This window comes from Cronobacter sp. HA18006 (genome assembly GCF_011605445.1).
Lineage (GTDB): Bacteria > Pseudomonadota > Gammaproteobacteria > Enterobacterales > Enterobacteriaceae > Cronobacter > Cronobacter sakazakii.
Genome location: NZ_JAANQB010000003.1, coordinates 1 through 23654, shown reverse-complemented (window position 1 = coordinate 23654; position 23654 = coordinate 1). Strand labels below are relative to the sequence as shown.

The window sequence follows — 23654 nt, the reverse complement described above, 5'->3', positions numbered from 1 at the left end:
CAGTGCGTCCCTCCCTCTCATTCAGCCTGAGTTCCCTTGCGCTTCCTCGCTCAGACCGTTCACGGTCTGAGTCTGCGGCGAGCCCTCCCGGTTTTTTCCTACAGGTTTTGATACCGCCTTCTGAAGCCTGAAAGGAGATGCCGGTCACGGTATTTTTCCCGGAGCATGAAAATTTTCAGCAGTCGCACACTTGCTGAGCGGTGACAGGTAGAAAATTAGCAGGCAAAGCGGTAGACTTCTGCGAGCCGGGACGCCTGTGGTGAGGTATCTGGCTGATATATTTTATATTTCTGACTTAACTGAAATTGCCCGCTCGGGACTGGTGTGGTGACCGGAAATGAGCGGATGCGGTGAAAGCCTGTGGTGAGGCTGAAGCCGGACAGATAAGGCGGAAAAACTTCTGCGTTCGTTAATGCGACCGGGCGGAGAAGGAAGGACAAAAGGATTGGGCGCGTCCGTAAGACGCTCAGGAGCGGGAAAGGCAGTTGCCGGAACCCGAATGCAAAAACCCCCTGAAATCTGCTCACGAACTTGGCGGAACGTACAGATATTCAGGGGGCCCAAAAGCAGGCTGGTAGCCTGTGAAGGATTATAACGCATGCATTACATAACACAACACCCGGCCGCCATAAGAAAAGGCCGGCGTGAATGATAATCAGATCCCCCGCGCCGACCGGCGCCACCGTGGCTTCCATTCCACGGCCTGCAAATGTCCTGACCCGGTTTACCTGCGTCCGGCACATTACAAACCCCTGAGTGGTGAACACGGCCGCGCGCTGCGTAACCTCATGCTGCACGATCGTAAAACGGGTCACTGGCAGGTACGCCGTCGCGTGTCTGCCGATATTCGCTTTGTGATACTGCGCCATGCCTGCGGCCGCAAACGCGCCCTTCGCCCGGAGATGCGCCGCCTGATCGATGCCCTGTTTGTGGTGTTCGTTAACGCGGCGGACCTGGCCACCGATATCATCACCCTTAATGTCTCCAGACTGGCGGAAGCCCTGAGCCCGCGTGACGAGAACGGCACCATCATCCGTGAAAAGGCGGTGACCGTTTCCCGTGTGTCCCGGGCCATACGGCTGCTCTGCCTGTTCGGCGTCATCGATGCGCCGGCGACCGAGTGGGACCTGATGAACGGCTGTCGTTTCCCGAAACATGTCCTGCTCACCGAGGCGGGCTGGCAGCTGACCGGCATTAACATGGACAGGCTTCGCGCCGAGCAGGAAGCGCGCCGGCAGGCCATCCGCGACGGTATGCTGCAGCCAGGCGAAACCCTGAGCCTGAAGGCCGCCCGCCGCCGCTGGTATGAGAGCTGCCGCAACCGGACTGTCCTGAGTCGCCGCACGCGTGCGCTGGAAGGCAAACAGCGACGTCGTCTGGAGCAGCTGCCGTTCGATGAGCGCAAGCGCCAGGTGGCAGAGCGCCTCTACCGCAGCCTCGGGGAGCGTGCCGGCATGGTTTCATCACAGCAGTTTGAAAAGATGGTCTGGCAGCAGCTCTATCAGCTCGAACTGGTGAATCTGGACGCACCGGCCGCGGCGCCACCTCTCCACTGACCCCGTTTTTTGATTCTCCGCTTTGCTGCGGAGGCTTCCCCACGTCCGCACACTTTCACTGCACAAAAAACACCCGAACGTTATGGCCGTCGTTACCCGTTCCGGCGGAATTATCCCGCCGGCAGCCGCGCAGATGATGTTATCCACACTTATCCGCAAACAGGAAAAGGGGTTTAGCTGCAACCAGCGTCGTGTTAGGCGCAATTCAATCAGGGGTTTCACCCCTTACTTATATTCATAAGAGAACCCTTATTTCAGCCCACTTATCCCGTGGATAACGGGGAAAACCAGAAGTAGCTCCCTGCGCTGCGCGCCGGGCACGGGGCCGGTGCACAGCAGCGGGTTTAGTTACAACACACAAAGCAATTAAGTAGTTTATGCCCCGGCGGCACCATCGCCGTTCTGAAACCACGGTGCCGCGTCCGGCCACGCTGAAACCCTCGCGCCGTACCTGAACGCAGGGAGCCCGCATCCACCCACTAAAAAGCCGCGCCCGCCCCGGGCCGGAGGCCCGGAACAGGAGCCGCTTTAGCGAATGTTGTAACTACGCCGCTAAGCGGCCCCTGACGGGCCCGCCAAGCCGGAGATACGGCCGGACTACGTCCGTCCCACTCCGAAGGCGCAGGGAGGCGTTTACGTGGTTTTAAGGGGGTTCTGGCTTTGCAGGACGGGGGGGTGGCTTGTGGCATATGATAGTAAGCAGGGCCCGGCGGTTTGAAGGCAGCGCCATATGGAAGGTCTGTGAGCCGCCTTTTATGCCCTTCGGGCATGGTCCTGAACGTGGGGATGAGCTGTACCAGCTGACTTATTTTCTTTTAGGGGGCGCATTACCTCTGTCGCGACCGGAGGGATTACCTGTTGTGCTTGGCCAGTTCCCGCCCTGTCCCGGATGACTTGATGGACCGCGACCACCCGTTTTCGTTGTGCCTGAATTGCCGGATTTTGACATCGTTTCTCTCCTGGTTTTGGTTGTCTGGCTAACGAACATGGCCATCACTTATACAGCCATTTACCAGATCTGACAGATGAGACCAGCATGTTGATGGTTAACGGAATTTCTTCTCCACGCCGGCGAGGGTAGTAAACATTGAGATCAACATCATCAGGATTAAGACCAAATTCTTTAAACAGGGTCACCAGTAACTCGGCCGTGTCTTCCGGGTCCAGATTCAGTGTCATATTGAGAGAGGTTTCACCGGTAAGCTCAGGCGTTCTGCGTGTCAGCCAGCTTCGGCCGCACCAGGGCTTTATCAGCTCATAAATGCGTTGTTCTGTTCGGTCTACCATAATTTGTCATCCCCGCGCGCTATCGAGTTATATACCGTGACGGTGTTGAACATAATCTCTGACACATCTTTTGCCAGGATGACCCAGCCAACCACAGGAATGGCTCGTCCGACAAATGTGCCAATTTTACGGGTCATGTGCATTCTGAGTGTGAACGGAGGGAAACCGATAAGTGTAGGCAGCTTGATGCCCAACGGGAATTTGCGGGTGCCAAATACCCTGCGTGCTGCCTTTGAGGCCCGTGATGTTCCATCAAGCGCGTCGGCCGGTTTTGTCCGCGTTTTAATATCTCTCCTTCCGCTGACCACAGCCACTATCGCGCCGAAATCATCCACTCCCAGCTGTTCGGCAAACTGTTCACAAAAAATCATGAACAAAAGGCCGCTGGCCGTCAGATTGGATCTGCCTGCGTAAAAATATGTCCCGTTAAGCTCTTCTGTCGTGTCCATAAGAAGCGTCCCTGAGTAGATACGTTGTATGTTGTACACTTCGTACACATCCATAATATCCCTCTGTTTCCGGCCACCACATAATTCCCGAAGTATTTCAGATTATTCCCTGCAGCACTCTCCTGCTGGCTCTAACGCTGGCCTGAAGCAGTCACAGGCCATACAGAAGATACTTGCAGCTGCATGACGCAGAACCTGTCCGTCCGGCTGCTGTTCGCCTGGCTGGAGAAGCGCAGAAAGGAGCTTACAGGCTGTCAGCTTCAGGTTTTATCGATTCCTGTTCGCGTTCTGCTTCAGATAGGGGAAAGCTCGCGGCAATCAGCATCCGAATTTTCGACAGCCTTTCATCAGCACGGCGGAGGATGCGAGTCTGCAGAATAAAAAAATACATGGCTGCAGCAAACAGCAGCATCTGCATAATATTTTTCAGTATCTCACCAGAGATCATAACGTTGACGGTATTTCGCCAGCTGTGTTCAAACGCAAGCCCTAAAAGCTGCCAGTAGGCATATGAGAACAAAGCCGCAAAAAAATAACTAAAAAAATACACCCAAACATTGTATTTCGTCGTTTGGAAGGATTGCTTAACGCAGCAGCATACCTGACAACAGGCTGGCCTCCTGCCACACCGATATCAAACAAATCCAGAACCCGTCTCCCGGATGAAACCAGATCAATTATTTCCATTGAGTGGCTGCATGGCAGCACTATTTTCAGAAATTGCCAGGAAAGGGGGCGTATATTATGAATTCGGGATACACAGGACTCCACCAGGTAAGCACTGGGCTCCTTTTTGTCCAGTTCGCGGGCGAGCAGTTCTAATAAGGCGAGTTTATTTTTATCACCATTCTGGCGGTACGTCAGGAACCCATTAATGTTCTCCAGTATTTGCTTGAAGAATGGAATCGAACAGACAAACACGAGCAATTTTAAAATAATGTCCCACATACATTAATCCTGTTATTGCAAGCAGTAAGCGTCGCGCACTGGCAGATTGTGTTTAACATCTTGTTAAGTTGTTATCATAACAAGGAATAGCTGATATTAAGCTGTGAAAGCGCACAGGTACGCTTATGGTTTTAAAATCTCAGTCGTCAGATGCACAAGCCTCGCTGAATCTGGATTATTCTGGTTTTTTGTAAGACCGAGCCACAGTTCAAAAGCGCCACATGCTGCTGCATAACACGCCGCCTTTTTCTCAGGCGATTCTCTTGCTGAGGCCGCGTACCCGGCAATAAGCCGCTCGGTTTCATTAGTCACTGTTTCATACGTGAAGACAACGTCATCGCTTCGCATCAGATCGCCTTTTTAATGGTTTATCCGACCTGTAGAGAACAGGCAGACCTCTTCTGTTTAAACAAAATACACTATCGTTCCGGCGAGCAGGAGATGCCCGGCATATACCGGATAAAAGAACCGGGCCGGAAGCCAGCGCCGGTGTTTGTCCGCCATGAGCTGCTGTGCGGCAGTCACGACCATCCAGGGAAAAAGACACGTCGGTAACGTGGCAAACACAAGTGTCGCCACAGGCATGGTGGCAAGATGTGAGGCGCCGTTGAGGGTGACCAGCGACAGGAAAACTGCCCAGCCGGCACAGTACCGGACCTGCGCTGATGCGCTGCCGGCGATTACAGCCAGCCCCACCGTCAGAATTTCGCCCTGCAGACCATAGCTTGCCGGCGACAATGGCCAGGCAAGTACCGCCAGCAGAGCTGTCCCTGCGGCGACGCCACAGGTTCCGGACTGCCGGTGCCAGGCAAGGAGTTGTGTTGTGCCGGCGAACACGAAGAGAATATTCAGCGCATACCACGGATCGTGTTGGCGAAATGCCAGCATGAATACCGGCTGGGTTACTAGTGCCCACAGCCATAACCGGTTTGCCTGAAACTGCAGACGTTCCGGCTTCCGGTTGACGTTGATGGCCCAGATCAGACTGAACAGCGGGAAGGCCGCTCTGCCGAGCGCATACAGTTCCGGCCGCAGCGGGCTCAGAAACAGCGTGTTGAAGTGATCGAGAAGCATGGCCAGCATCGCCAGGAGCTTCACAAGATCCACCGCAGCGGAATTCAGCACAGTCATCCGCCGCAGTATTCTGAAAGGCATTTCGTGAATGGTTGACAGTACCTTCAAGCGTATTCTCCTGCTCACTGCGACAGGCAGTATAAATATAACTCTGCACCCAGTTCCAGAATATCCGACCGGTGCATGCCGGCACACGTATACGTGCCTTTTCCATTATTTTTCTGGCCGCAAACTCTGATTTATCCCGAAGGACCAGCATAGCCTGAATTTTGTTTCTCTGCGAAAGATAAATACTGAAAAGATGAAAGTCGTTCATAATCTGAAGCCGATTTCTGAATGAATAAGAGCTTAGCTTATTATCGGCGAGAGGATTATTTACTTTATATGTAATACCGGCATAAAAGCATCGTCTGAGTCTGTTTGCTCTTTTTTTAAACTTACCGCCCGGTAATATAACAAACCGGGACAACCAGATTAAAAATTGACTTGTGACCTGGCTTGAAAAAGGATTTACATTTCATTTTGTGTCGGCCTTTCGTCTGCGGAGAGTTTATGTAATCGACTTAATTTTGTAGCTGTGTTCTGGCACCAACAATATTGTTAATAATATTTAACGCATGGCTTATATTGAGTGTTGTCATGTTTGCGTTCAACCGGGACAGCATGCCAGCATTGCTCTCAGCCACATACGGCAGCAGCGCTCCTGAATACTTCTGCGAGGTCACCACTGTCAGCTGCACCTGAGCAGAATCCAGCGCGTCAAGACCCGTAACGATGTCTTTCTCAGCCGCACTGATATAAACCGGCGAGCCTGCAATAACAAAGCAGTCTCCCGGATATCTGCTCATCAGCTCCGCTATAGAGGCACAGCGCTCGGGAAGCGGTGGCTGCGTCGTCAGGCTTTTCCATACGGCCTCTGGCGCATGCGTCATCGCGTGAAATGTCGCTTCATACGGCAACGCCGGATCGGAGGCATGCCGTAGCCCCAGACCTGCAGATATTACCCACAACTGGGTTTCCGGCCAGCATGACATTGCAGTCAGAGCCCGTTTCCAGTGTGTACCGCGGTAGAGTTCTGCGGTTGTGAGTTTAGCGTCGCTGCTTTCACTGTTCAGCAGAGCCCGCCAGGTTGCCATTGCGCCGCTGAGATCGGTATTGTGATAAGGAAACACCCTGCTTCCTGGGGCGGCTGCTTTACTGCTGCTGCACGTCGTGATGAGATGTATGGCCATATCATATTCCAATGCGCGAGACGTCGCGCAGCACACGCATCAGCTCTCCTGATACGTTTGTACTTTTTCCAGCTGCTGTGCATGTTTTTCGCGGATTTCTTTCGCGGCAGGCTGCCAGCGCTTTGCCCACTCTTCATCCAGACGGCCTTCACTCACAATTTTCAGTGCGATGGCGTAAGGGGTTCGGCCCTGCTTCTCTGACAGCCACAGCACCTGGTTATCGATCTCTTCATCAGGGATGCCATCGATGATGCCGTGTATCAAATCGAGATCTTCACTGGCCCAGGGCTTTCCGCTACGCGGAAACACCAGGTCGGGTTCGCGCGGTTTTTTGGGCGGTTTTTCGGACTTCGCCTGTTTGCGTGCTTCTTTTTCTGCCGCCGCCTGACGTATCCGCTCGTTAAGACCGCCAATGGTGGCTACGGTCATCACCATATTTTCGCGCTGTTCCCGCGTCAGTAACCCTTCCTCACAGATAAGGTCATTTAGGGTGGAGAGTAGCGTGTTAATCCGCGTTTCCGTGAGTTTAATACTCATTAACGTATACCTTTTGACTTAATGTCCTGACGTCAATGGCAGTAAAGGGCCTGTCATTCAGGATAAAATTAAATTTATTAACTTCTTTTGCCTTCGTTACCTGGCAGCTGGTAATTCGTAACACTGTCGTTACTGGCCAGGGTTCTTTTAGAACTCCATAAACGCCCTTTGTAAGCAATCCAGCCAAGCTTTTTCCATTCACTGACTTTACTGGGGGCCACGCCCATCGCTTCGGCAAAATCTTTATGGCTGCCGTTATAATGAAGTTTAATATAACGTTCCAGCTCCATCGCTTCACTGCTGAAAATAAGCATATCATGCTCCAGCAGCCCGACTTTCTTCATCTCAGCGGCAGTCAGAGCAATCAGTTCCCCGCCAACCATTCCACCCATGATGCGCGCCTTCGCGTAGGCATCATAATCATTCATAATATTTTCCAGCAGAGCAATTACCTGTACTGAGGCCCGGTAGGTATTACCCTGCGGAATTTCCTGATATTCCGTTACGAATTCATTCATAAGGCCGAACGCAATGCGCTTATTGCTGAGACGAATACCGTGTTTAAATAGCTCTTCTGCGACATCGTCTGAATCATCAATGCGTTGCATGTCATTCAGGAGGGGAATGACCTTTTTGCCATAAATGCTGATGAGAATATCACTGGCGGAGCGACCGGAGAGCATTGCGAGCGCAATAGCGTTCCGTTGCTTGTCAGTTGGTTTCTGATATCCCGTCATACCGGTAATCGTGTTACAGATATTACCGATCTCCGGGTCGCAGTGATTCATAGCAAACGCCAGCATTTCAGGCTCAAGACACCAGTTTTTGATGAAGAGGAAATCGGCCTTTTCACCAAACTTTTCATGAAAAGAGACATAAGACTCCACGGCAAATTCATAATGCATTGCACAATCTCCTGTTGAGAAGATTTAATATTACCGTTTATCGGTAATCACTCAAGCTTTTCTTACTGTTTTTCGGTAATTTGTGGTTTAGGAAAGGACGGGGTACCCTGCCGATGTCTGATAATGAAAATGCACTTACTTCCGCAGCATGGGCCGCCGCTCTGAACGCGCTGTTCACTGATGAGCAGGATGAAATCCGGTTCCTTCTCTCCGACGCAGAAACAGAGACCGTGTGCTTCCTGCATCCAGACGAATGGCCATCAACAGGGCAGACCCAAATCAACTGGGACCTGTCTGTTCAGGGACGAGAGCACACATTTTCTGCTCCAGATAAAAGGATACTGCAGCCCATAGACTGTGAACATTTCAGGCCAGACGTTCTGGTCCTGGGCAGAGCGCTCTTTTCAGATCTGGAGCCGCTGCTGCATCCGGATTTTCGTCACAGCTCTGACAACGTGTGGAACCTTGATATCCGTAAGCTTTCGAGGGCAATAATTCACATTGCAAAGGGATGGCCTGTGTCTCCTGGTCATCTGTGCATCCATGAAGCCGGAGGATTTTTCTGGGGGGAAGGCAATCACCGCTATGAAGTCCTGAAGCGATCGGGAAGCCCCTGTTTTTATTTTCTGGCTTTGCCGGATGATGTGGTCAGCATTGAGTCCCGACTGGCTGTTGAATGGACGCAGGGTTGCTCCGCGCGATCGTCGTGACGCCATAATCTGGCGCAACACTTTCTTATATGGAGCGCAGTCAATGAACAAGAGACATCATGAAGTCGTATCCCGCATGCTGTTAACCCGGGAACCATCACAGCTTACTGGCAGCGAGGCACTGGAATTTTCAGATGAGTGCTGGTCGGAAGGAATTCGTCTGGCGCCAAGCCCCTTCGTACACTATCAGATGGTGATGGACATCATTCGCAGAATGCAGAGCAGGTAAGAACCACCAAAGGTCTTCCCTGCTCCGCGTCAACTACCCCGTTTCTCTGGTAAAATACGGGTAACCCATCGCCGCTGCGTTATAGGAAATCAACTTCATTCAGGGAATGCAGATAGAATTATCTGAGCCGATGGTGAGTACCGTCTGACCATCCTTTACAATCCGTATGAATTCATTTTTTTCAAGAACTTTAATTAATTTGTTGATTCCTTTACCGCCACGTGAAATTTTTATCTGAGCTTTAATTTTTTCAGGGGCAATATAGCTGTTAAGACCGTCCACTGAGCACAAGGCATAGAATCTCAGGTTAGCCGAGTGGCTCAGAAAATTCGTTTTTCGGTCGGGACTCATCCAGCCGATCATATCCAGGATGTCGTCGTAATGTTTCCTCAGCAGACTGCAGCTGGCTTGTGTACCGTATACAGGTTTTGAGTAATCCGTTTTTCCAGTCGCGGGATTTCTTTGGTGGAATTTCCACACCGCTTCATGATGCGACAGACGGTTTCTCAGCTCCTTTATTTGAAAAAATGCGGCACAAATATCTGCGCGTGTGTACCCTGCCGGGGCATTCGGAAATACATGTGAGGTCAATGTAGGCCAGAGTAACCGGTCCCCGTGGGGATCTTCATAGGGGAGCGTCAACAACGTGGTCCAGAAACCAAAAGTTAGTCCGGCGATGATCCTGTCAGGGGTTGGTTTTTTACCTTCCTTACTAATCTGGATTTTGGCTTGAGCTACCAGATTTTCTTCATTCAATGTTCTCGCCAGTATCCTGTTGCTCCATTTATCCAGTAGATAGCCAGCAGCATCCTGACGTTCTTTACTATTTCTGGCTCGTTTGTAGCGTTCCGAAGAATTGATTCTGTTATCACCCATATATTTCGGAAGACTGGTCACCCAGTTTGTGTTGGTCTCCCACAAACCTTTAGCTCCCGCAGGCGGGAAAGTCTGGATCGCGGTGTTAATCGCATTGCGAAGCGTTACCTCAAGGCACTGCATAGCGGGAAGCAACGCGCCAGCAAGCGCTTTGTTCCAGTGATAAGCAGCCATAACCTGAGCGGGTTTAACTTTAAGGTGCTTTCTGTATATATCCAGTCTTTCTGTTGTGATGTAGTGTTGTGCAGTCATGAATGAAGTCCTGAAAATACTATTGACGACGCCGTCACTTTATGGCGTAATTAGTTCATCAAGGCGGAGTCGCCTCTTTCAGAGGTCTCACGCGGAAAAAGTAGTCTGGAAAAGCCATCCCTCGGGATGGCTTTTCTCGTTTCAGAGCGTCAGAAAGCTGGCCGTTCCAGGCGCGGCAGGCGCAGCGCTTCCCGTATCTGGTCGACCATGCTCAGAAAATCTTCCTCTTTCTGCAGGAAGAACAGTTCGTTATGCACTTTGATTAGCGTCGGTAAATCACGACGAGCTGCCTCAATGAAAAGTGCAAACGCCAGTGACGTGCCATGCGGTATATGCGTGATGTCAGGCAGCTGTGCGGCCCGCAGTTCAAGCAGGGGAACACCGTTACGCATGATCTGCTGCAGATCTTCTTCTTTATAAATTCCCAGCAACCGACACCAGGCACGGTTCTCAGCCAGCGTCTGTGCGCTGTCATACCAGTAATCGGCAAGACCTGCATTCATCATTTTGGCCACATCTTTATCCATCAGCGCCACGAGACCATTTCCGCGCATAAAGTTACCGATCAGATCCCCGAAGGACGCTGAGAGGAACTCTTTTACAAAATCGCTTTTTGATTTACCAGCCGCCCTCGCCTGTTCTGTGATTTCAATATCAACATCAATTGGCATGTTCCGCACGGTCAGCGTGCGTGTGAATCCTTTCTCAGTATCTTCATTCTGGTCAGTCATTTTGAACTCCAGAGATTTTGAAAAATTCAAAATCAATCATGTGCTTTTAATGTAATGGCTATAGCGACAAATTATTACATTTGAATTCATATTGCAATTACTGCATCAAAAAATAGAATGTGGCGCTAATGATGTAATATTTAATCATTTGTAAACCATGTGCATTATTGGCAGCACACAGATCCGAAAAAAGGCAAAGTCGGATCGACTCAATCCTTGTTCCTGGTATGAACACCTCGGAGGGGTGAAAACTATGGTACAAACGAAACGTATTATGTATCTGCATCACGGCATGTGGGCACATATTGCGGCAGGATATGAAGTCCCCCTGAATAACTGGCAAAGGACAGACAAATGGACATTGAAATACGCCACTGCAATAACATCGTACGAGCCCGTATCACCCTTACGGCCGATAAACTGAACATAAAGTTTGCGCCAAATGGTACCGGCAAAAGCACGCTGTCACGGGCCATAAGCTGTGCGGCGCGGGACGACACTCAGGGACTGCAGGCACTGATGCCCTTCCGGCTGCGCGGAGATAACCCCGATAACGCCGGGCCCATTGTCATTGGTGCTGAAGGGATTGGGGACGTGATGTGCTTTAACGAGGAGTACGTTGGTCAGTTTACGTTCCAGCCGGACGAGCTCATCAATGACAGCTTTAATATTCTTATCCGCAATGAAGCCCATGCGGAAAGAGAGCGTGAAATAGAAGAGATGACGCAAACGATCCGGGCGGTTTTCACGGATCACGCCGAGCTGAACTCGCTGATAGACCATCTGCAGGAACTCAGCAATGCTTTCAAATCAACCAGTTCCGGGATTTCACGTTCTTCAACCGGCATGAGAGGACTGTCAGGCGGAAATAAAATACACCACATTCCGGTTGGTCTTGAGAACTATCAACCCTACATCCGCAGTGAACGTCGCGTGGAATGGATTGACTGGCAGACAAAGGGACTCGAGTTCTCCCCCCTTTCAGATGGCTGCTGTCCGTTCTGTACCGGTGATATCAGGGAAAAGGAAGGGCAAATCCGCAAGGTCAGCGAGGAATACGATAAATCCACCATTAAGAACCTGACCGCTATCATCAGACTGGTGGAAAATCTCGGTAATTACCTGACGGAGGACGCCAGAGAACGCCTCCTGGCCATCACCCTGCTTCAGAATGGTCCGGAAGCCGAACATATCGAGTACCTGGTGGCGCTGAAACGCCAGACCGACACGCTGACAGAGAAGCTCACTGCGCTGAGAGGCCTGAATGTTTTCAGCCTGCAGGAACAGCAGAACGTTCGGGAGGTGCTCACTGCCAGGCTGATTGACCTGCAGTTCTTCCCCGATCTGCAATGCGAACTCACGCAGGGGATCACCGACAGGCTGAACGCGGCCCTTCAGGACCTGATAAACCTGGCCGGACCGTTGCAGGGAAGGATTAACCGGCACCGGGACAGCATGGTCCGGCTGATCGCACAGCACAAAACAAACATCAATAATTTTCTCACCTATGCCGGCTATAAATACAGGGTGGATATTGCCGGTGAGGGGGAGCAGAGAAAACTCAGGCTACGACACATGGATTTTGACGGGTACGTCAGCGGCGGCAGCCAGCATCTCAGCTATGGAGAACGGAACGCCTTTGCGATTGTGTTGTTCATGTATGAATGCCTGTCAAAAAATCCGGGCCTGATTATCCTTGATGATCCCATCTCCTCTTTTGACAAAAACAAGAAGTTCGCCATTCTCGAAATGCTGTTCAGACGCGCAAGCGGTGAATGCCTGAAGAACCGGACTGTACTCATGCTGACGCATGACGTGGAGCCTGTGATTGACACGCTGAAGTCAGTCAGAAAGCTGTTCAGTAATCTGGTGACCGCCTCCTGCCTGCGCCTGTCTGCCGGAGTTATAGAGGAGTTACCCGTTAGCGACGGCGATATCATGACGTTCATGCAGATTTGCAAATCCATAACCGCGTCAGCAGACTGTGAGGAAATCATTAAGCTTATCTATCTTCGCCGCTACTTTGAAATCGTTGACGAACGTGGCGATGCTTATCAGCTCCTGTCCAACCTGTTCCATCGACGCGTCGTCCCGCTGGATCATCGCGAGCCTGCCGCTGCGGGCACGGGCTACCCCGAAATGGTGCCAGAGAAAATTCAGCAGGCCCGGCGGGATATCCGGGAGTATGTGGACAGCTTTGATTACCCGCGACTTCAGGCTCTCGTCAGCAGCACGGATGAAATAAAAAATCTGTACCGTCGCTGTCGTAACGGCTATGAAAAACTGCAGGTATTCCGTTTACTGGAAATGGATCAGGACCATCCGGTAATACGAAAATTCGTTAACGAAACGTACCACATTGAAAATGAGTTCATCTGTCAGCTGGATCCGTCCAGATTCGATCTCATCCCGGAGTACGTGATTATGGAATGTGACAAGCTCATCGCCCTGCCACCGGCAGCAAACCAGAGCTCGGTTGCCCGTACCGCCTGATCCACTGCTATTACCGCCATAGTTCCGGAAGAGAGGCCTTCACTCCCTGATAGTCTGCTCTTTGAAGACAGGACAGCTTGCTGTAGATATCCACTAAAACAGCCCGTATACGGGCTGTTTTAGTGGAGCCCTTACCTCCTGACGTTGAAAAGAGTGGCTTACTTCACCCAGTCTTCGAGTACCAGGCCCGGCACCCGCTCAAACTCCCGCACATTATTCGTCACCAGCACCGCGCCGGCGGCGATGGCGTGCCCGGCGATCGCCGTGTCGTTCGCGCCTATCGGCGTCCCGGCGAGGCGCAGCGCCACCTTTATCTCCGTGGTCGCATCCACCGCGGCGCGGTCCCAGGGCAGGATGGCATCGAGGCGGGTGCAGAACGCGTCAACCAGCTGCACGTGTCGGGGCGAGGCCTTCGGGCCGGTGGCACCGAAGCGCATCTCGGAGTAGGTAATGGCCGAAACCACGATACGGTGGCCGCGCAGCACCGCCTGCTCAAGGCGCTTCAGGACGGCTTCCGGCTGCTCGCGCATGATGAACGAGCAGATGTTCGTGTCGAGCATATAGATCCTGTTCACAGGTTAACCCGTCCTTCGTCGCTGACAACGTCCTCGCGCTCCGCCATAAAGTCCGGGTCAGCTTTTTCGAGCTGCGCGAATGAGCCCCAGGTCGGCCGGACGGGACGCAGAATGATGCTGTCCCCTTCCCGGACGATCTCCAGCTCGCTCACTCCCTCAAAATCCAGATCGCGGGGCAGACGAATGGCGCGGTTATTGCCGTTTTTAAAAATGGATACGGTTCTCATTATTTCCTCCTGGCCGACCGGCCTTTATGCATATGTTCAGTATAGGCAGATGTAAAGCATATGTATAGATATAGCATATGCAGATGCCAGGCATATGGATATGCTTTACATATTCTTTCTTCTCTCTTTTTCCGGTCAGATCCGAAAAAAGGAAGAGGCGGATCTGCGCACACCGCCCCGCCGGGCAGACGCCCGGAAACACAAGATATGCCACTCCGTCAGCTGCCTTTTAATCCATATGTTGTGTTATCCCCCGTTCCGTGACGCGGCGCGCAGCCGCAGATACCGCCGCAGCGTTAAGATAATGAACGTGGTACACTTCCGGAAAAGCGTAAATACGGAAAAAATCGGATCATACAAGAACGGCCGTCCGGTAATTTATATATGTTACATTAACTTTGATTACTATTTGAGTGCTTAATATATCAGTGAGTGATAATGCGAACGCAAAGAGACTACGACGGCCGGTGATGATTTCAGCGCGGGATAATTTGAATGTTTACCTTAAGGGCAAGGCTATGGTTGAAATCATCAGTAGTGAAGAACATCTATTGAGAATCGTGTTTCTGATTCTGTTGAATAACCACGAAGCAAGATATCGCCGGTCAATTGATGCCGAAGGAAATGACTACCACCTTATTATTAACGAGCATGGTGATGAGGTCGCAGAGTGGGATGATCAGCTCTGTGAATGGCATCTTGTCATTCCCCCCCGGAAGACCCGTGACACAATGAATTCGATTGACCTGGCCCCAGTGGTAGCACGCATCGAAAAGCAGATACTTAAAATGAGGACCAAGACACAGTGCACCTCCCCTGCGGAATGTGCGAAGCGTCTGTGATCGTGACCGCAACCGCACCTCTGGGTTCATTGCAGGCGGGATTTCTCAACAATGCAGCGTGACAAGTAAGGAGTTAAGAGTGGGACGTTCAATACCTGTAAGGATTGGCGGCAGGGAATTCAAATCCAAAAAAGCCGCTGTGGACCATTTTATGAGTCAGCGAGAGGCCGTGAAAAAGTCAGGCATTGTTCGTGATGGGCAGTTATTTGAGGAACTCACTGAGCTCTACACACGCTATTGTGAACTTACAAAATGGGAACTAAGTAACCGGGAAATTTACGCCTTCAGCGTGGACTATGAACCCCGTCATACCAACCAGAACTATGGCTCACAGCTGTGTTACTGGGTGCAGTTTTCACCAGAACAGAAATGGTCCTTTTCTGTCCCAAAAGCTGTGGATGAGATCGCGAAAGCATCTTCAGCGGGACAGCTGTGAAAACTAGCAAGACTTATCGGGTCCCCTTTAAGCCAGTTAACAGGAAACCAGATGAACAGAACCAATGACGACCCGCAGTCAGAAAAGGACATGATGGTCACCGCCTTCAGCACCATGAGAAAGTACGGCAGTAATATCATCAACGTTACGCAGTTTATGGATGTTAATACTAACGTGAAATCCGATCCGCGGATGCCTAGAACGCGGCTGCGCCGCTACCTCGGGCAGTACGGCCTGCGCGGTGAGGCACTGAGCAGGGAGCTCAGGCGTATCGTCGCTGGCCCTGAGCGACCAGATAACACGCTGCACGCCGGAATCTACTATACGTGGCCCTATGGCTGGGAGCCTGCGGATTTCACGCCAATGATGCGGCGCATTTTCAAGGGAAAGCACACCCGTCATGTGATGTTGTTTGATGATATGCCGTTTGGCAAATAAGGGAATAACGGGATGAACAATTGCCCGTAGCTGTTCCTGGATGGTGAGAAAACGTATCGCCATGCACATTAACTCGGGGCGCAACACAGCGCAGATATCGCTCGCTGAGGTCAAAAAAGGAGCTTTAGTTATGATCACTATTGTGAATGAAGGACAGGCCATTAAACATACGGACTACTGGCAGACTGAGCAGGCCAGAGCCGGGTATCTTTTTCTGAGCTGGAATGCCGGCGCCGCGCGCTTACTGGTTCCGTATGCCTCTGAAGCGCTCCTGAAAGAGATGCGCGGCGCGCAGTACGTCATTATCAGCAAAGGTAAGCTTGATGGCCGTGCCGCGCTGGAACTGCTGTTTGAAGACGGCAGCGATGCGCCGTTCGTGGTACACATGCTTCTGGAGCAGTCTGATCGGCCGCTGCCGGAGGATGAGCAGGGTGGAGACTTTGTGGTGACGGTATGGACGCGCGCAGGTAGCCAGCTGCAATATCCTGGCAAATACAGGGTCGTGGGCTCGCTGCCCGACCTGTCGCCGTGGCAGGCCCACTGAGATTTAATCCAGAGCCGCCGCATTCCGGTTGGCGGCTTTCATTCCTGCAATATCTGCCTTCAGTAACCATCAGGATTTTAACCACGTGACCATGAACAACTATCCTGCCCTGTCGTCGCAGGCAGTATCGTTACCCGTTGCCATCGATTATCCGGCCGCGCTGGCGCTGCGTCAGATGGCGCTCGTTCAGGATGAACTGCCGAAATACCTGCTGGCACCGGAGGTCAGCGCCCTGCTCCACTATGTGCCGGATCTGCACCGCAAGATGCTGCTGGCAACCCTCTGGAACACCGGCGCGCGCATTAACGAGGCGCTGGCGCTTACCCGGAGTGATTTCTCGCTGACGTCATCCCTGCCTTTCGTTCAGCTGGCAACCCTTAAACAGCGCGCGGAGAAAGCTGCGCGGACGGCAGGTCGGGCACCGGCCGGCAGCCAGGCGCATCGCCTGGTGCCACTGTCAGATCAGCATTACGTCAGCCAGCTGCAGATGATGGTGGCCACCCTGAAAATTCCGCTGGAGCGCCGTAATAAGCGCACAGGCAGAACCGAAAAAGCGCGCATCTGGGAAATCACTGACCGCACCGTGCGCACATGGATTAACGAGGCCGTTGATGCTGCTGCCGATGATGGTGTCACGTTCTCGGTGCCGGTAACACCGCACACGTTCCGGCACTCGTATGCCATGCACATGCTGTACGCTGGCATTCCGCTGAAGGTACTGCAGAGCCTGATGGGGCATAAGTCGGTGAGCTCGACGGAGGTATACACGAAGGTGTTTGCTCTCGATGTGGCCGCCCGTCACCGGGTACAGTTTCTGATGCCGGAACAAGACGCGCTGGCGATGTTAAAAAAATTCTAAGGCGCCATCCAAACGCATGAAGGCCGCGCATATGCGGCCCTCTGAGTTATTTCCTGTAACTGGGTGGAAGAAGATATTTAAAAAGACAACGGTCGAATGTAATTTTCGATTCTCGTTGCCAGTTTAGTGGATCAGTAATAAGTTCTCCAATTTGCTTCATAAGATGGTGCTGCTCAGCTTTCCTTGCCACGTATTCCGCATCAGTGGACCCCATTGTTTCAACAACGATAATTCTGTCCGGATGCTGTTCCTGTTGGGCTGTTATGAGGAAATCGGGAAGCACATAGCCTTTTTCGTTGCTTAGCGGGTCTGTTACTTCCTGATCGCATACCGGCTTCTCCACATGCATCGAAAAGCCCTCAATTTTTTTCTTGTTAACCCACTCAGCCGTATAGTTAATCGTTCTTAGTGTTTCCCTCTCAAGTTCACTATCAACCGGCACAGGATAGCTGGGATCAAACATTGCATGTGCGTATCCATCCCGGCATTCAACCTTTTGGGTTAGCTTATTCCTTTCAAATCGGACAATCACCCAGTAAGGCGGCCGCCTGCCAGCCCCTGCTTCTCCGTTAATTTTGAAGCGCTTAGTTGGCTTAAATTCGTATTCTTTGGGATGGTCATCCCCTTTGAATTGCACGGAAAATACAGCGGCTTCCTCCGTCACTTTCTCAGAGGTGAAGATCATCCATAACTGACGTTCCCGTCCGACGAGCCATTGTGCATCCTCTAAATTTCGCATCATCGTGTCAATCTGTCTGTCAGTCATCCACGGTTTGAGAGTAATGACTTCTGACAAATAGTGGCCACGCATGAATTGCGTAGTATCGAGTACCGCTTGAAGCTGGTTGAGTCTGGCTTTTAGTTTTGAAGTTTTAGCCGGATAATCAAATGGCAGCGAAAGCACATGAAGTTGAGCATCTCCAATCAGTGACAGTAGTAACCTTGCCAGCCGAGGAATGCGTTTACGGCTTCTTAATGGCCTTTTTTCATCATCGTCTTCGCCAGGCTCCGCAGCAGGCTTAGCAAGCCGAGAATCCCTCGGGAGAAGGCTGGCATAAGAAATCTTCTTAAGCGCAGCCTTTTTCCGGGCACCACTCTCGGTTCTTTCAATACCATCACTTTTATGTCCCTTAAGGGGACAAATGTTGCTGTGCTCAGCATCGCGATTTATGTTACGGAAATAAAGTGAGTTGAATTCAGTATTGTGTACTGGGGTAAGCTCAGGACAATGTGGTGCATTGCAGCTGCACTGAAGCCATAAATCTTCATTGTGGGCTTCCCAAAAGACCTGAAGCGCTATCCGATGAATCTCTTCTGATGCGCTTAGCCTTACACCGAATCCAAAAACATTCTCTACCGCCTCAGCTTCACTGTCGGTAAGTTTCCTTTTCAGGCGACGGGTATATTTGTGAACCAGTTGCATTATCAGCTCCTTTCAAAGCGAACCATGAAGCAGATGATTTAACAAGATAACAACCGAACATCATAACAACAGGTTATCTTGTTATCTTAATAAGATAGCAAAACTCATTGCAGCTTAGCTTGACTGATGAGTAAGGAAATCTCCTCGGAAGATAACTGTTCAAGGCCCATTATGGCAGCGCGCACTACGTCGGAGCGGTTAACACGTACACTCCCTTTCGATGCTTCACTGGCGATGTAGCTGTCAATCAAAGCTAAGTTTTCTTCAGACAGAGATATGCTGACCGGTTTAGCCTTGGAGGTTTTCTTTATTTCTTTAGACGGGGTGCTAGAAGCGGTAGCAGTGCCCGCATTAATAAACGCATTTTCATCACGGACGGGGGTTTGAGCTCGGTTTCTCACAGGATTACCTCTTTAACGAGATTCTCAATTTCTTCTTTAGCCTTCTCGTTGCCCGTTTCAAAAATCGTCATAGACTCTGCCCAGGCGTCTCGATGTGCCTTTCGGTCACAAACGCGGGTGGTAGCCAGAGACATTTCAGGGAATTCGGCCAGTACTTCAGCAGCCTGATTTGCTTCATTTACAAACATGTTAGTTGGCGTCATGTTAAGGACTAGGTAGCCCCGGACAGACTCATTGAAATCTTTCGCTGCTGAGAAAACTTTACAAGTATGGGGAACTACATCGAGATCCATTTGCGATGGACGTAAGGGAGATATAAAAACATCAGCAGCCATAAGACCACTACGCATTTCAGAACTATCACGGCCAGCGCAATCAGCTATCACGAAGTCATAAGTTTTGGCGTGTTCTTTAAGCATAGCTTTGATATTACCCGTAGCTCCGGTAACCGGGATATGCGGTAGAGACTCAGGACGACTGTTGTACCAGGTCAAAACTGAACGCTGATCATCTGCGTCAACAATGATAACGCTCTTACCCAAGCTCATAAGGTACGAAGCGATAGAAACCGCTAACGTACTTTTGCCAACGCCACCTTTCTGGCTACCGAGAACAATAATCATTTTTTGCTCCATCCGTACAATAAGGATTCAAGATAAGAAGATGATAACCAAACAATTAATAAAATAACAACCTAACAGGTTAACATCAAGTTATCTTGTTATATTAATAAGATGTTATGTTGGTATCATAACATCTTGCAGTAGAGAAGGAAGGCATAGAGATAAACATGACAATTTACCCTCAGTGAATAGAAAGAGGCCAGAAACGTGACAAAGTGCCCTTAGGTTCGGCAAACGTGACAAACAGCCCTCAAGCTCGTCTTTCACAGCACAAGAATGTGTGACAAATTGCCCTGAGAAAGGGGCACTGTTGCAAAGTTAGCGATGAGGCAGCCTTTTGTCTTATTCAAAGGCCTTACATTTCAAAAACTCTGCTTACCAGGCGCATTTCGCCCAGGGGATCACCATAATAAAATGCTGAGGCCTGGCCTTTGCGTAGTGCACGCATCACCTCAATACCTTTGATGGTGGCGTAAGCCGTCTTCATGGATTTAAATCCCAGCGTGGCGCCGATTATCCGTTTCAGTTTGCCATGATCGCATTCAATCACGTTGTTCCGGTACTTAATCTGTCGGTGTTCAACGTCAGACGGGCACCGGCCTTCGCGTTTGAGCAGAGCAAGCGCGCGACCATAGGCGGGCGCTTTATCCGTGTTGATGAATCGCGGGATCTGCCACTTCTTCACGTTGTTGAGGATTTTACCCAGAAACCGGTATGCAGCTTTGCTGTTACGACGGGAGGAGAGATAAAAATCGACAGTGCGGCCCCGGCTGTCGACGGCCCGGTACAGATACGCCCAGCGGCCATTGACCTTCACGTAGGTTTCATCCATGTGCCACGGGCAAAGATCGGAAGGGTTACGCCAGTACCAGCGCAGCCGTTTTTCCATTTCAGGCGCATAACGCTGAACCCAGCGGTAAATCGTGGAGTGATCGACATTCACTCCGCGTTCAGCCAGCATCTCCTGCAGCTCACGGTAACTGATGCCGTATTTGCAGTACCAGCGTACGGCCCACAGAATGATGTCACGCTGAAAATGCCGGCCTTTGAATGGGTTCATGTGCAGCTCCATCAGCAAAAGGGGATGATAAGTTTATCACCACCGACTATTTGCAACAGTGCCGTTTATAGTACCGCAGTCTCTCCCCTTTATTTTTACTGAAGAGCAGACAGAAACCATAAATACCGGCTTTGACATGCCGGGGAAGTCCTTATAGTACAATAATTTTCGATATCCAAACTGACCCCATAGTGGTGGATGACCTTGGTTATGTCAAACGCGACAACGCTGAAACGGGCGTGCTGTTCGAGTTAATCGCGCATCGGTACGAACGCGGGAGCCTGGTGATCACCAGTAACCATCCGTTCAGCACGTGGGGCAGCATCTTCGTGGATGAGACAATGGCGGTGGCCGCTGCAGACCGGTTGATCCATCACGGATATATGTTCGAACTGAATGGAGAAAGTTACAGGAAAAAGACGGCAAAGGCAGTAACCAGCGCGGCTTAACGCCGCACTAAAGGATGCGGCCAGCATAGTTGGCACCAGTCGGCAAAACTAGTTGACGTCTAATACCCTCAGCCCGCTCCCACAGGCACACTTAACGCGTCATATAGCGGAATTCAAAATCGCTGGCTAACTCTGCCAGGGTGACGTTTTCGAGTCGTTTCAACAGCAACGACTGCGCCGCGTCGAGCGCTTCGGTTAACGCGGCGTTCACCGTCTGCTCAACCAGGCACTCCGGATGATCGGTCGACAAGCCGATCGCGAACAGTGAAGAGGAGCCCAGCGCCTTATGAATGTCCAGTAAGGTGATATCCGCCAGCGGCTTCGCTAGCGTCCAGCCACCCCGATGGCCTTTTTCCGAACGCACATAGCCCTTTTCTTTCAGCAGCGCCATGGTGCGCCTCACCACCACTGGGTTGGTATTAAGCATCTCCGCGATGTTATCCGACGTGGCGGGCCGGTCATGCCGGGACATGTGGATCAATACGTGCAACATGCGGGAGAGACGGGTGTCATTTCTCATGTCTATCGCTTCCTGAAGAACTGTCGATGAGTATAACTCGAAACAGTATAAGTTACGAGAGTATTGACACCCCATCATCAAGTAACTTATGTTGTTTCTAACTCACTCGGCCATTGTAGATTTCAGGAGTGCAAGATGGTTTATGACACGATTATCGTCGGTGGCAGCTACGCCGGTATTTCCGCAGGTCTGCAGCTCGCACGGGCGCGCCGGCAGATTTTGATCATTGATGCAGGGCAACGCCGCAATCGCTTTGCTGACAGCTCGCACGGCTTTCTGGGGCAGGACGGAGTGAATCCCGGCGCGATAGCCAGCAAGGCGCGCGAGCAGCTGATGGCCTATCCCACGGTCGAATGGGTGACGGACACCGCCATCCATGCAAAAGCGGAGCAAGAGGGCTATGCCATCTCTGTCGGATCCGGGCTGTCGTTTGCGGCTCGGCGCCTGATTCTGGCAACGGGGGTGAAGGATGAGCTGCCGGCCATCCCTGGACTGACCGCGCTGTGGGGAAAGAAGATTTTTCACTGTCCCTATTGCCACGGGTATGAACTGAACGGCGGAATGATCGGCGTGCTGGCGTCATCACCGCTGGCTATCCATCAGGCGCTGATGCTGCCGGACTGGGGGCCAACCACACTGCTCCTCAATGAGGCCTACACACCGGATGCCGCGCAACTCGCCCAGCTGGCCCAACGTGGCGTAACGGTAGAAGCCGAGCCGGTTTTGTCCATCGGGGAAGATCAGGCTGATATAACCCTCGCTAGCGGGCGAATCATCAGGCTTGCCGGGCTGTTTATTCAGCCCAGGACACGCCTGAGTTCTCCTTTAGCCGTTCAGCTCGGATGTGAGCTGGAAGCAGGGGCAACCGGAGAGTTTATTAAGGTGGATACTATGCGCGAAACGAACGTTCCCGGTGTATTTGCCTGCGGGGATGCGGCGGTTGCCGCAGGTAACGTGGCCATTGCCGTCGGCGACGGCGCGCGCGCAGGCACCGCCGCTCATCAGTCTCTGATATTTCGCTGAAAGCGAGGGCAGTTAATGGAGCAGGGTGCGGACAAGGGCTAGCAGATACGCATTCTTCATCCAAAGTGAAAAACGCCGCTGCGTGTGCCGTCATGGAAATCTTCCTGTTGATTATACACGATGGACATCTTAACTTAGCCCAGAGGGAGTGCGGACATTGCAACTTTGCTGTTACAAACGGCGAACTCACGCCCTTCTGAGTTAACGTGAGTTCGTCACAATGCTGATAGTAGTACCAACTTAACGGTGACTACGAATGAAGTGACTCAATCATTCTCAAACCCGCTACGCGATTAGATAAACGACCTATCCCGCTGATTTCAACTTCGATAGTGTCACCCTCCTGCATAAATAACGGTGGGGTTCTTTTTTTACCCACACCGCCGGGTGAACCGGTGATAATCACATCCCCTGGGTTGAGCGGGCTGAAGCGGGAAATATAAGCAATCAGCTCCGCAACCGAACGCACCATATTTTGCGTGGAATCATGCTGCACCCGTTGCCCGTTCAACCAGGTGTTGATGGATAGCGTCTGCGGGTTTTCAATCTCATCGCGGGTGACCATCCAGGGGCCAAATGCGCCAGTTCTCTGCCAGTTTTTTCCTGACGTAAACCAGGTGTACTGCATATCCCGCACAGAACCATCCATAAAACAGCTATAACCTGCCACATATTGCAGCGCGTTATCGCAGCTTACATTACTGGCGTGCTTGCCCATAATCACCGCCAGCTCACCTTCATAATCAAATTCATTACTGCTTTCCGGTTTGCACAGCTCTGCGCTGTGTGCCGTTAGCGAATCAGGGAAACGGACAAACAACGTCGGCGGGCACTGTTGCAAAGTTAGCGATGAGGCAGCCTTTTGTCTTATTCAAAGGCCTTACATTTCAAAAACTCTGCTTACCAGGCGCATTTCGCCCAGGGGATCACCATAATAAAATGCTGAGGCCTGGCC

The 23654-nt window shown here is 51.4% G+C and carries 27 protein-coding genes and 3 pseudogenes; 10 read left to right on the top strand and 20 right to left on the bottom strand.

Annotated features, from left to right (window positions below):
• Positions 1-644 precede the first annotated feature (644 nt).
• Positions 645-1556: a plasmid replication initiator RepA gene (gene repA, locus G9X48_RS00970; protein ID WP_054622680.1), complete on the top strand. Its 912-nt coding sequence runs from the start codon at positions 645-647 to the stop codon at positions 1554-1556.
• A gap of 993 nt (positions 1557-2549) precedes the next feature.
• Here repA and G9X48_RS00965 read toward each other — a convergent pair.
• From G9X48_RS00965 to G9X48_RS00925, 9 genes are all read right to left on the bottom strand, one after another.
• The gene (locus tag G9X48_RS00965) at positions 2550-2843 is read right to left on the bottom strand and encodes a DUF1493 family protein (RefSeq protein ID WP_007853370.1); all 294 of its coding nucleotides are present in this window, start codon (positions 2841-2843) and stop codon (positions 2550-2552) included.
• On the bottom strand, positions 2837-3292 hold the full coding sequence (locus tag G9X48_RS00960; protein ID WP_007853369.1) for an STM2901 family protein: 456 nt from the start codon (positions 3290-3292) through the stop codon (positions 2837-2839). The genes G9X48_RS00965 and G9X48_RS00960 overlap by 7 nt, the downstream gene beginning before the upstream one ends.
• A 244-nt stretch (positions 3293-3536) precedes the next feature.
• Positions 3537-3710 carry a hypothetical protein gene (locus tag G9X48_RS21350; protein WP_225806269.1) on the bottom strand — a complete coding sequence of 58 codons (174 nt, stop codon included), beginning with the start codon at positions 3708-3710 and terminating at the stop codon, positions 3537-3539.
• 71 nt (positions 3711-3781) lie between these two features.
• A complete protein-coding gene (locus tag G9X48_RS00950) occupies positions 3782-4240 on the bottom strand; it encodes a hypothetical protein (protein ID WP_176686720.1) in 459 nt (152 codons plus the stop codon).
• 123 nt (positions 4241-4363) lie between these two features.
• A complete protein-coding gene (locus G9X48_RS00945; protein ID WP_044594857.1) occupies positions 4364-4588 on the bottom strand; it encodes a hypothetical protein in 225 nt (74 codons plus the stop codon).
• A gap of 57 nt (positions 4589-4645) precedes the next feature.
• Positions 4646-5422, bottom strand: coding sequence for a TraX family protein (locus tag G9X48_RS00940; RefSeq protein ID WP_306681844.1), 777 nt, complete (start codon positions 5420-5422; stop codon positions 4646-4648).
• 455 nt (positions 5423-5877) lie between these two features.
• Positions 5878-6486, bottom strand: a complete 609-nt coding sequence (locus G9X48_RS21345) for a hypothetical protein (protein ID WP_007853362.1) — start codon at positions 6484-6486, stop codon at positions 5878-5880.
• 99 nt (positions 6487-6585) lie between these two features.
• A complete protein-coding gene (locus tag G9X48_RS00930; protein ID WP_007853360.1) occupies positions 6586-7083 on the bottom strand; it encodes a hypothetical protein in 498 nt (165 codons plus the stop codon).
• A gap of 77 nt (positions 7084-7160) precedes the next feature.
• On the bottom strand, positions 7161-7988 hold the full coding sequence (locus tag G9X48_RS00925) for a hypothetical protein (RefSeq protein ID WP_007853358.1): 828 nt from the start codon (positions 7986-7988) through the stop codon (positions 7161-7163).
• 113 nt (positions 7989-8101) lie between these two features.
• Here G9X48_RS00925 and G9X48_RS00920 point away from each other — a divergent pair, with 113 nt between their 5' ends.
• A complete protein-coding gene (locus tag G9X48_RS00920; protein ID WP_044593639.1) occupies positions 8102-8698 on the top strand; it encodes a hypothetical protein in 597 nt (198 codons plus the stop codon).
• 328 nt (positions 8699-9026) lie between these two features.
• Here the strand turns inward: G9X48_RS00920 and G9X48_RS00915 are convergent, their stop codons facing one another.
• The gene (locus tag G9X48_RS00915; RefSeq protein ID WP_007853356.1) at positions 9027-10055 is read right to left on the bottom strand and encodes an Abi family protein; all 1029 of its coding nucleotides are present in this window, start codon (positions 10053-10055) and stop codon (positions 9027-9029) included.
• 149 nt (positions 10056-10204) lie between these two features.
• Positions 10205-10786: a hypothetical protein gene (locus G9X48_RS00910; protein WP_007873049.1), complete on the bottom strand. Its 582-nt coding sequence runs from the start codon at positions 10784-10786 to the stop codon at positions 10205-10207.
• Positions 10787-11140: 354 nt separating this feature from the next.
• On the opposite strand from G9X48_RS00910, the gene G9X48_RS00905 reads away from it, so the two are divergent.
• Positions 11141-13279 (top strand): AAA family ATPase, encoded by a 2139-nt coding sequence (locus tag G9X48_RS00905; protein ID WP_007853352.1) that lies wholly within the window; start codon positions 11141-11143, stop codon positions 13277-13279.
• Between the two features lie 158 nt (positions 13280-13437).
• Here the strand turns inward: G9X48_RS00905 and G9X48_RS00900 are convergent, their stop codons facing one another.
• Entirely contained in the window at positions 13438-13854 is a 417-nt protein-coding gene (locus G9X48_RS00900; RefSeq protein WP_044266737.1) for a type II toxin-antitoxin system VapC family toxin, read from the bottom strand.
• The gene (gene vapB / locus G9X48_RS00895) at positions 13851-14081 is read right to left on the bottom strand and encodes a type II toxin-antitoxin system VapB family antitoxin (RefSeq protein WP_007853351.1); all 231 of its coding nucleotides are present in this window, start codon (positions 14079-14081) and stop codon (positions 13851-13853) included. The genes G9X48_RS00900 and vapB overlap by 4 nt, the downstream gene beginning before the upstream one ends.
• Before the next feature lie 518 nt (positions 14082-14599).
• Between vapB and G9X48_RS00890 the strand changes: the two genes are divergently transcribed.
• From G9X48_RS00890 to G9X48_RS00870, 5 genes are all read left to right on the top strand, one after another.
• On the top strand, positions 14600-14923 hold the full coding sequence (locus tag G9X48_RS00890) for a hypothetical protein (RefSeq protein WP_133052149.1): 324 nt from the start codon (positions 14600-14602) through the stop codon (positions 14921-14923).
• Positions 14924-15002: 79 nt separating this feature from the next.
• The gene (locus G9X48_RS00885) at positions 15003-15359 is read left to right on the top strand and encodes a hypothetical protein (protein WP_044593552.1); all 357 of its coding nucleotides are present in this window, start codon (positions 15003-15005) and stop codon (positions 15357-15359) included.
• Between the two features lie 93 nt (positions 15360-15452).
• Positions 15453-15797 (top strand): hypothetical protein, encoded by a 345-nt coding sequence (locus tag G9X48_RS00880; protein WP_044593967.1) that lies wholly within the window; start codon positions 15453-15455, stop codon positions 15795-15797.
• Between the two features lie 130 nt (positions 15798-15927).
• Positions 15928-16341 carry a hypothetical protein gene (locus G9X48_RS00875; RefSeq protein WP_007853335.1) on the top strand — a complete coding sequence of 138 codons (414 nt, stop codon included), beginning with the start codon at positions 15928-15930 and terminating at the stop codon, positions 16339-16341.
• Positions 16342-16432: 91 nt separating this feature from the next.
• Entirely contained in the window at positions 16433-17200 is a 768-nt protein-coding gene (locus G9X48_RS00870; RefSeq protein WP_044595214.1) for a site-specific integrase, read from the top strand.
• 46 nt (positions 17201-17246) lie between these two features.
• Here the strand turns inward: G9X48_RS00870 and G9X48_RS00865 are convergent, their stop codons facing one another.
• From G9X48_RS00865 to G9X48_RS00850, 4 genes are all read right to left on the bottom strand, one after another.
• On the bottom strand, positions 17247-18623 hold the full coding sequence (locus G9X48_RS00865) for a hypothetical protein (RefSeq protein ID WP_054622642.1): 1377 nt from the start codon (positions 18621-18623) through the stop codon (positions 17247-17249).
• 104 nt (positions 18624-18727) lie between these two features.
• Positions 18728-19024 (bottom strand): hypothetical protein, encoded by a 297-nt coding sequence (locus G9X48_RS00860; protein ID WP_044593554.1) that lies wholly within the window; start codon positions 19022-19024, stop codon positions 18728-18730.
• Positions 19021-19647, bottom strand: coding sequence for a ParA family plasmid-partitioning AAA ATPase (locus G9X48_RS00855; protein ID WP_044593555.1), 627 nt, complete (start codon positions 19645-19647; stop codon positions 19021-19023). Before G9X48_RS00855 ends, G9X48_RS00860 begins: the two co-directional genes overlap by 4 nt.
• Positions 19648-20002: 355 nt before the next feature.
• Positions 20003-20707 carry an IS6-like element IS26 family transposase gene (locus tag G9X48_RS00850; protein WP_001067855.1) on the bottom strand — a complete coding sequence of 235 codons (705 nt, stop codon included), beginning with the start codon at positions 20705-20707 and terminating at the stop codon, positions 20003-20005.
• A 188-nt stretch (positions 20708-20895) separates the two neighbouring features.
• Here G9X48_RS00850 and istB point away from each other — a divergent pair.
• Positions 20896-21156: pseudogene (istB, locus tag G9X48_RS00845) on the top strand (IS21-like element ISEc10 family helper ATPase IstB); the annotation flags it as partial.
• Positions 21157-21247: 91 nt separating this feature from the next.
• On the opposite strand, the gene G9X48_RS00840 reads toward istB, so the two are convergent.
• Complete coding sequence (locus tag G9X48_RS00840; RefSeq protein ID WP_007871808.1) at positions 21248-21676, bottom strand: Rrf2 family transcriptional regulator; 429 nt, start codon at positions 21674-21676, stop codon at positions 21248-21250.
• 135 nt (positions 21677-21811) lie between these two features.
• On the opposite strand from G9X48_RS00840, the gene G9X48_RS00835 reads away from it, so the two are divergent.
• The gene (locus G9X48_RS00835) at positions 21812-22699 is read left to right on the top strand and encodes an NAD(P)/FAD-dependent oxidoreductase (protein ID WP_007871810.1); all 888 of its coding nucleotides are present in this window, start codon (positions 21812-21814) and stop codon (positions 22697-22699) included.
• Between the two features lie 250 nt (positions 22700-22949).
• Here G9X48_RS00835 and G9X48_RS00830 read toward each other — a convergent pair.
• Both G9X48_RS00830 and G9X48_RS00825 read right to left on the bottom strand, forming a co-directional pair.
• Positions 22950-23549 (bottom strand): annotated as a pseudogene (locus G9X48_RS00830) (fumarylacetoacetate hydrolase family protein); the annotation flags it as partial.
• A 30-nt stretch (positions 23550-23579) separates the two neighbouring features.
• Positions 23580-23654: pseudogene (locus G9X48_RS00825) on the bottom strand (IS6 family transposase); the annotation flags it as partial.

Bases quoted from the DNA above. Each gene is read 5' to 3' on its own strand.
- G9X48_RS00855 (WP_044593555.1), bottom strand. From the start codon at position 19,647: ATGATTATTGTTCTCGGTAGCCAGAAAGGTGGCGTTGGCAAAAGTACG.
- G9X48_RS00905 (WP_007853352.1), top strand. From the start codon at position 11,141: ATGGACATTGAAATACGCCACTGCAATAACATCGTACGAGCCCGTATC.
- G9X48_RS00840 (WP_007871808.1), bottom strand. From the start codon at position 21,676: ATGAGAAATGACACCCGTCTCTCCCGCATGTTGCACGTATTGATCCAC.
- G9X48_RS00910 (WP_007873049.1), bottom strand. From the start codon at position 10,786: ATGACTGACCAGAATGAAGATACTGAGAAAGGATTCACACGCACGCTG.
- G9X48_RS00925 (WP_007853358.1), bottom strand. From the start codon at position 7,988: ATGCATTATGAATTTGCCGTGGAGTCTTATGTCTCTTTTCATGAAAAG.
- G9X48_RS00945 (WP_044594857.1), bottom strand. From the start codon at position 4,588: ATGCGAAGCGATGACGTTGTCTTCACGTATGAAACAGTGACTAATGAA.
- G9X48_RS00870 (WP_044595214.1), top strand. From the start codon at position 16,433: ATGAACAACTATCCTGCCCTGTCGTCGCAGGCAGTATCGTTACCCGTT.
- G9X48_RS00930 (WP_007853360.1), bottom strand. From the start codon at position 7,083: ATGAGTATTAAACTCACGGAAACGCGGATTAACACGCTACTCTCCACC.
- G9X48_RS00965 (WP_007853370.1), bottom strand. From the start codon at position 2,843: ATGGTAGACCGAACAGAACAACGCATTTATGAGCTGATAAAGCCCTGG.
- G9X48_RS00920 (WP_044593639.1), top strand. From the start codon at position 8,102: ATGTCTGATAATGAAAATGCACTTACTTCCGCAGCATGGGCCGCCGCT.
- G9X48_RS00835 (WP_007871810.1), top strand. From the start codon at position 21,812: ATGGTTTATGACACGATTATCGTCGGTGGCAGCTACGCCGGTATTTCC.
- G9X48_RS00880 (WP_044593967.1), top strand. From the start codon at position 15,453: ATGGTCACCGCCTTCAGCACCATGAGAAAGTACGGCAGTAATATCATC.
- G9X48_RS00960 (WP_007853369.1), bottom strand. From the start codon at position 3,292: ATGGACACGACAGAAGAGCTTAACGGGACATATTTTTACGCAGGCAGA.
- G9X48_RS00865 (WP_054622642.1), bottom strand. From the start codon at position 18,623: ATGCAACTGGTTCACAAATATACCCGTCGCCTGAAAAGGAAACTTACC.
- G9X48_RS21350 (WP_225806269.1), bottom strand. From the start codon at position 3,710: ATGCAGATGCTGCTGTTTGCTGCAGCCATGTATTTTTTTATTCTGCAG.
- G9X48_RS00915 (WP_007853356.1), bottom strand. From the start codon at position 10,055: ATGACTGCACAACACTACATCACAACAGAAAGACTGGATATATACAGA.
- G9X48_RS00850 (WP_001067855.1), bottom strand. From the start codon at position 20,707: ATGAACCCATTCAAAGGCCGGCATTTTCAGCGTGACATCATTCTGTGG.
- G9X48_RS00950 (WP_176686720.1), bottom strand. From the start codon at position 4,240: ATGTGGGACATTATTTTAAAATTGCTCGTGTTTGTCTGTTCGATTCCA.
- G9X48_RS00890 (WP_133052149.1), top strand. From the start codon at position 14,600: ATGGTTGAAATCATCAGTAGTGAAGAACATCTATTGAGAATCGTGTTT.
- vapB (WP_007853351.1), bottom strand. From the start codon at position 14,081: ATGAGAACCGTATCCATTTTTAAAAACGGCAATAACCGCGCCATTCGT.
- G9X48_RS00875 (WP_007853335.1), top strand. From the start codon at position 15,928: ATGATCACTATTGTGAATGAAGGACAGGCCATTAAACATACGGACTAC.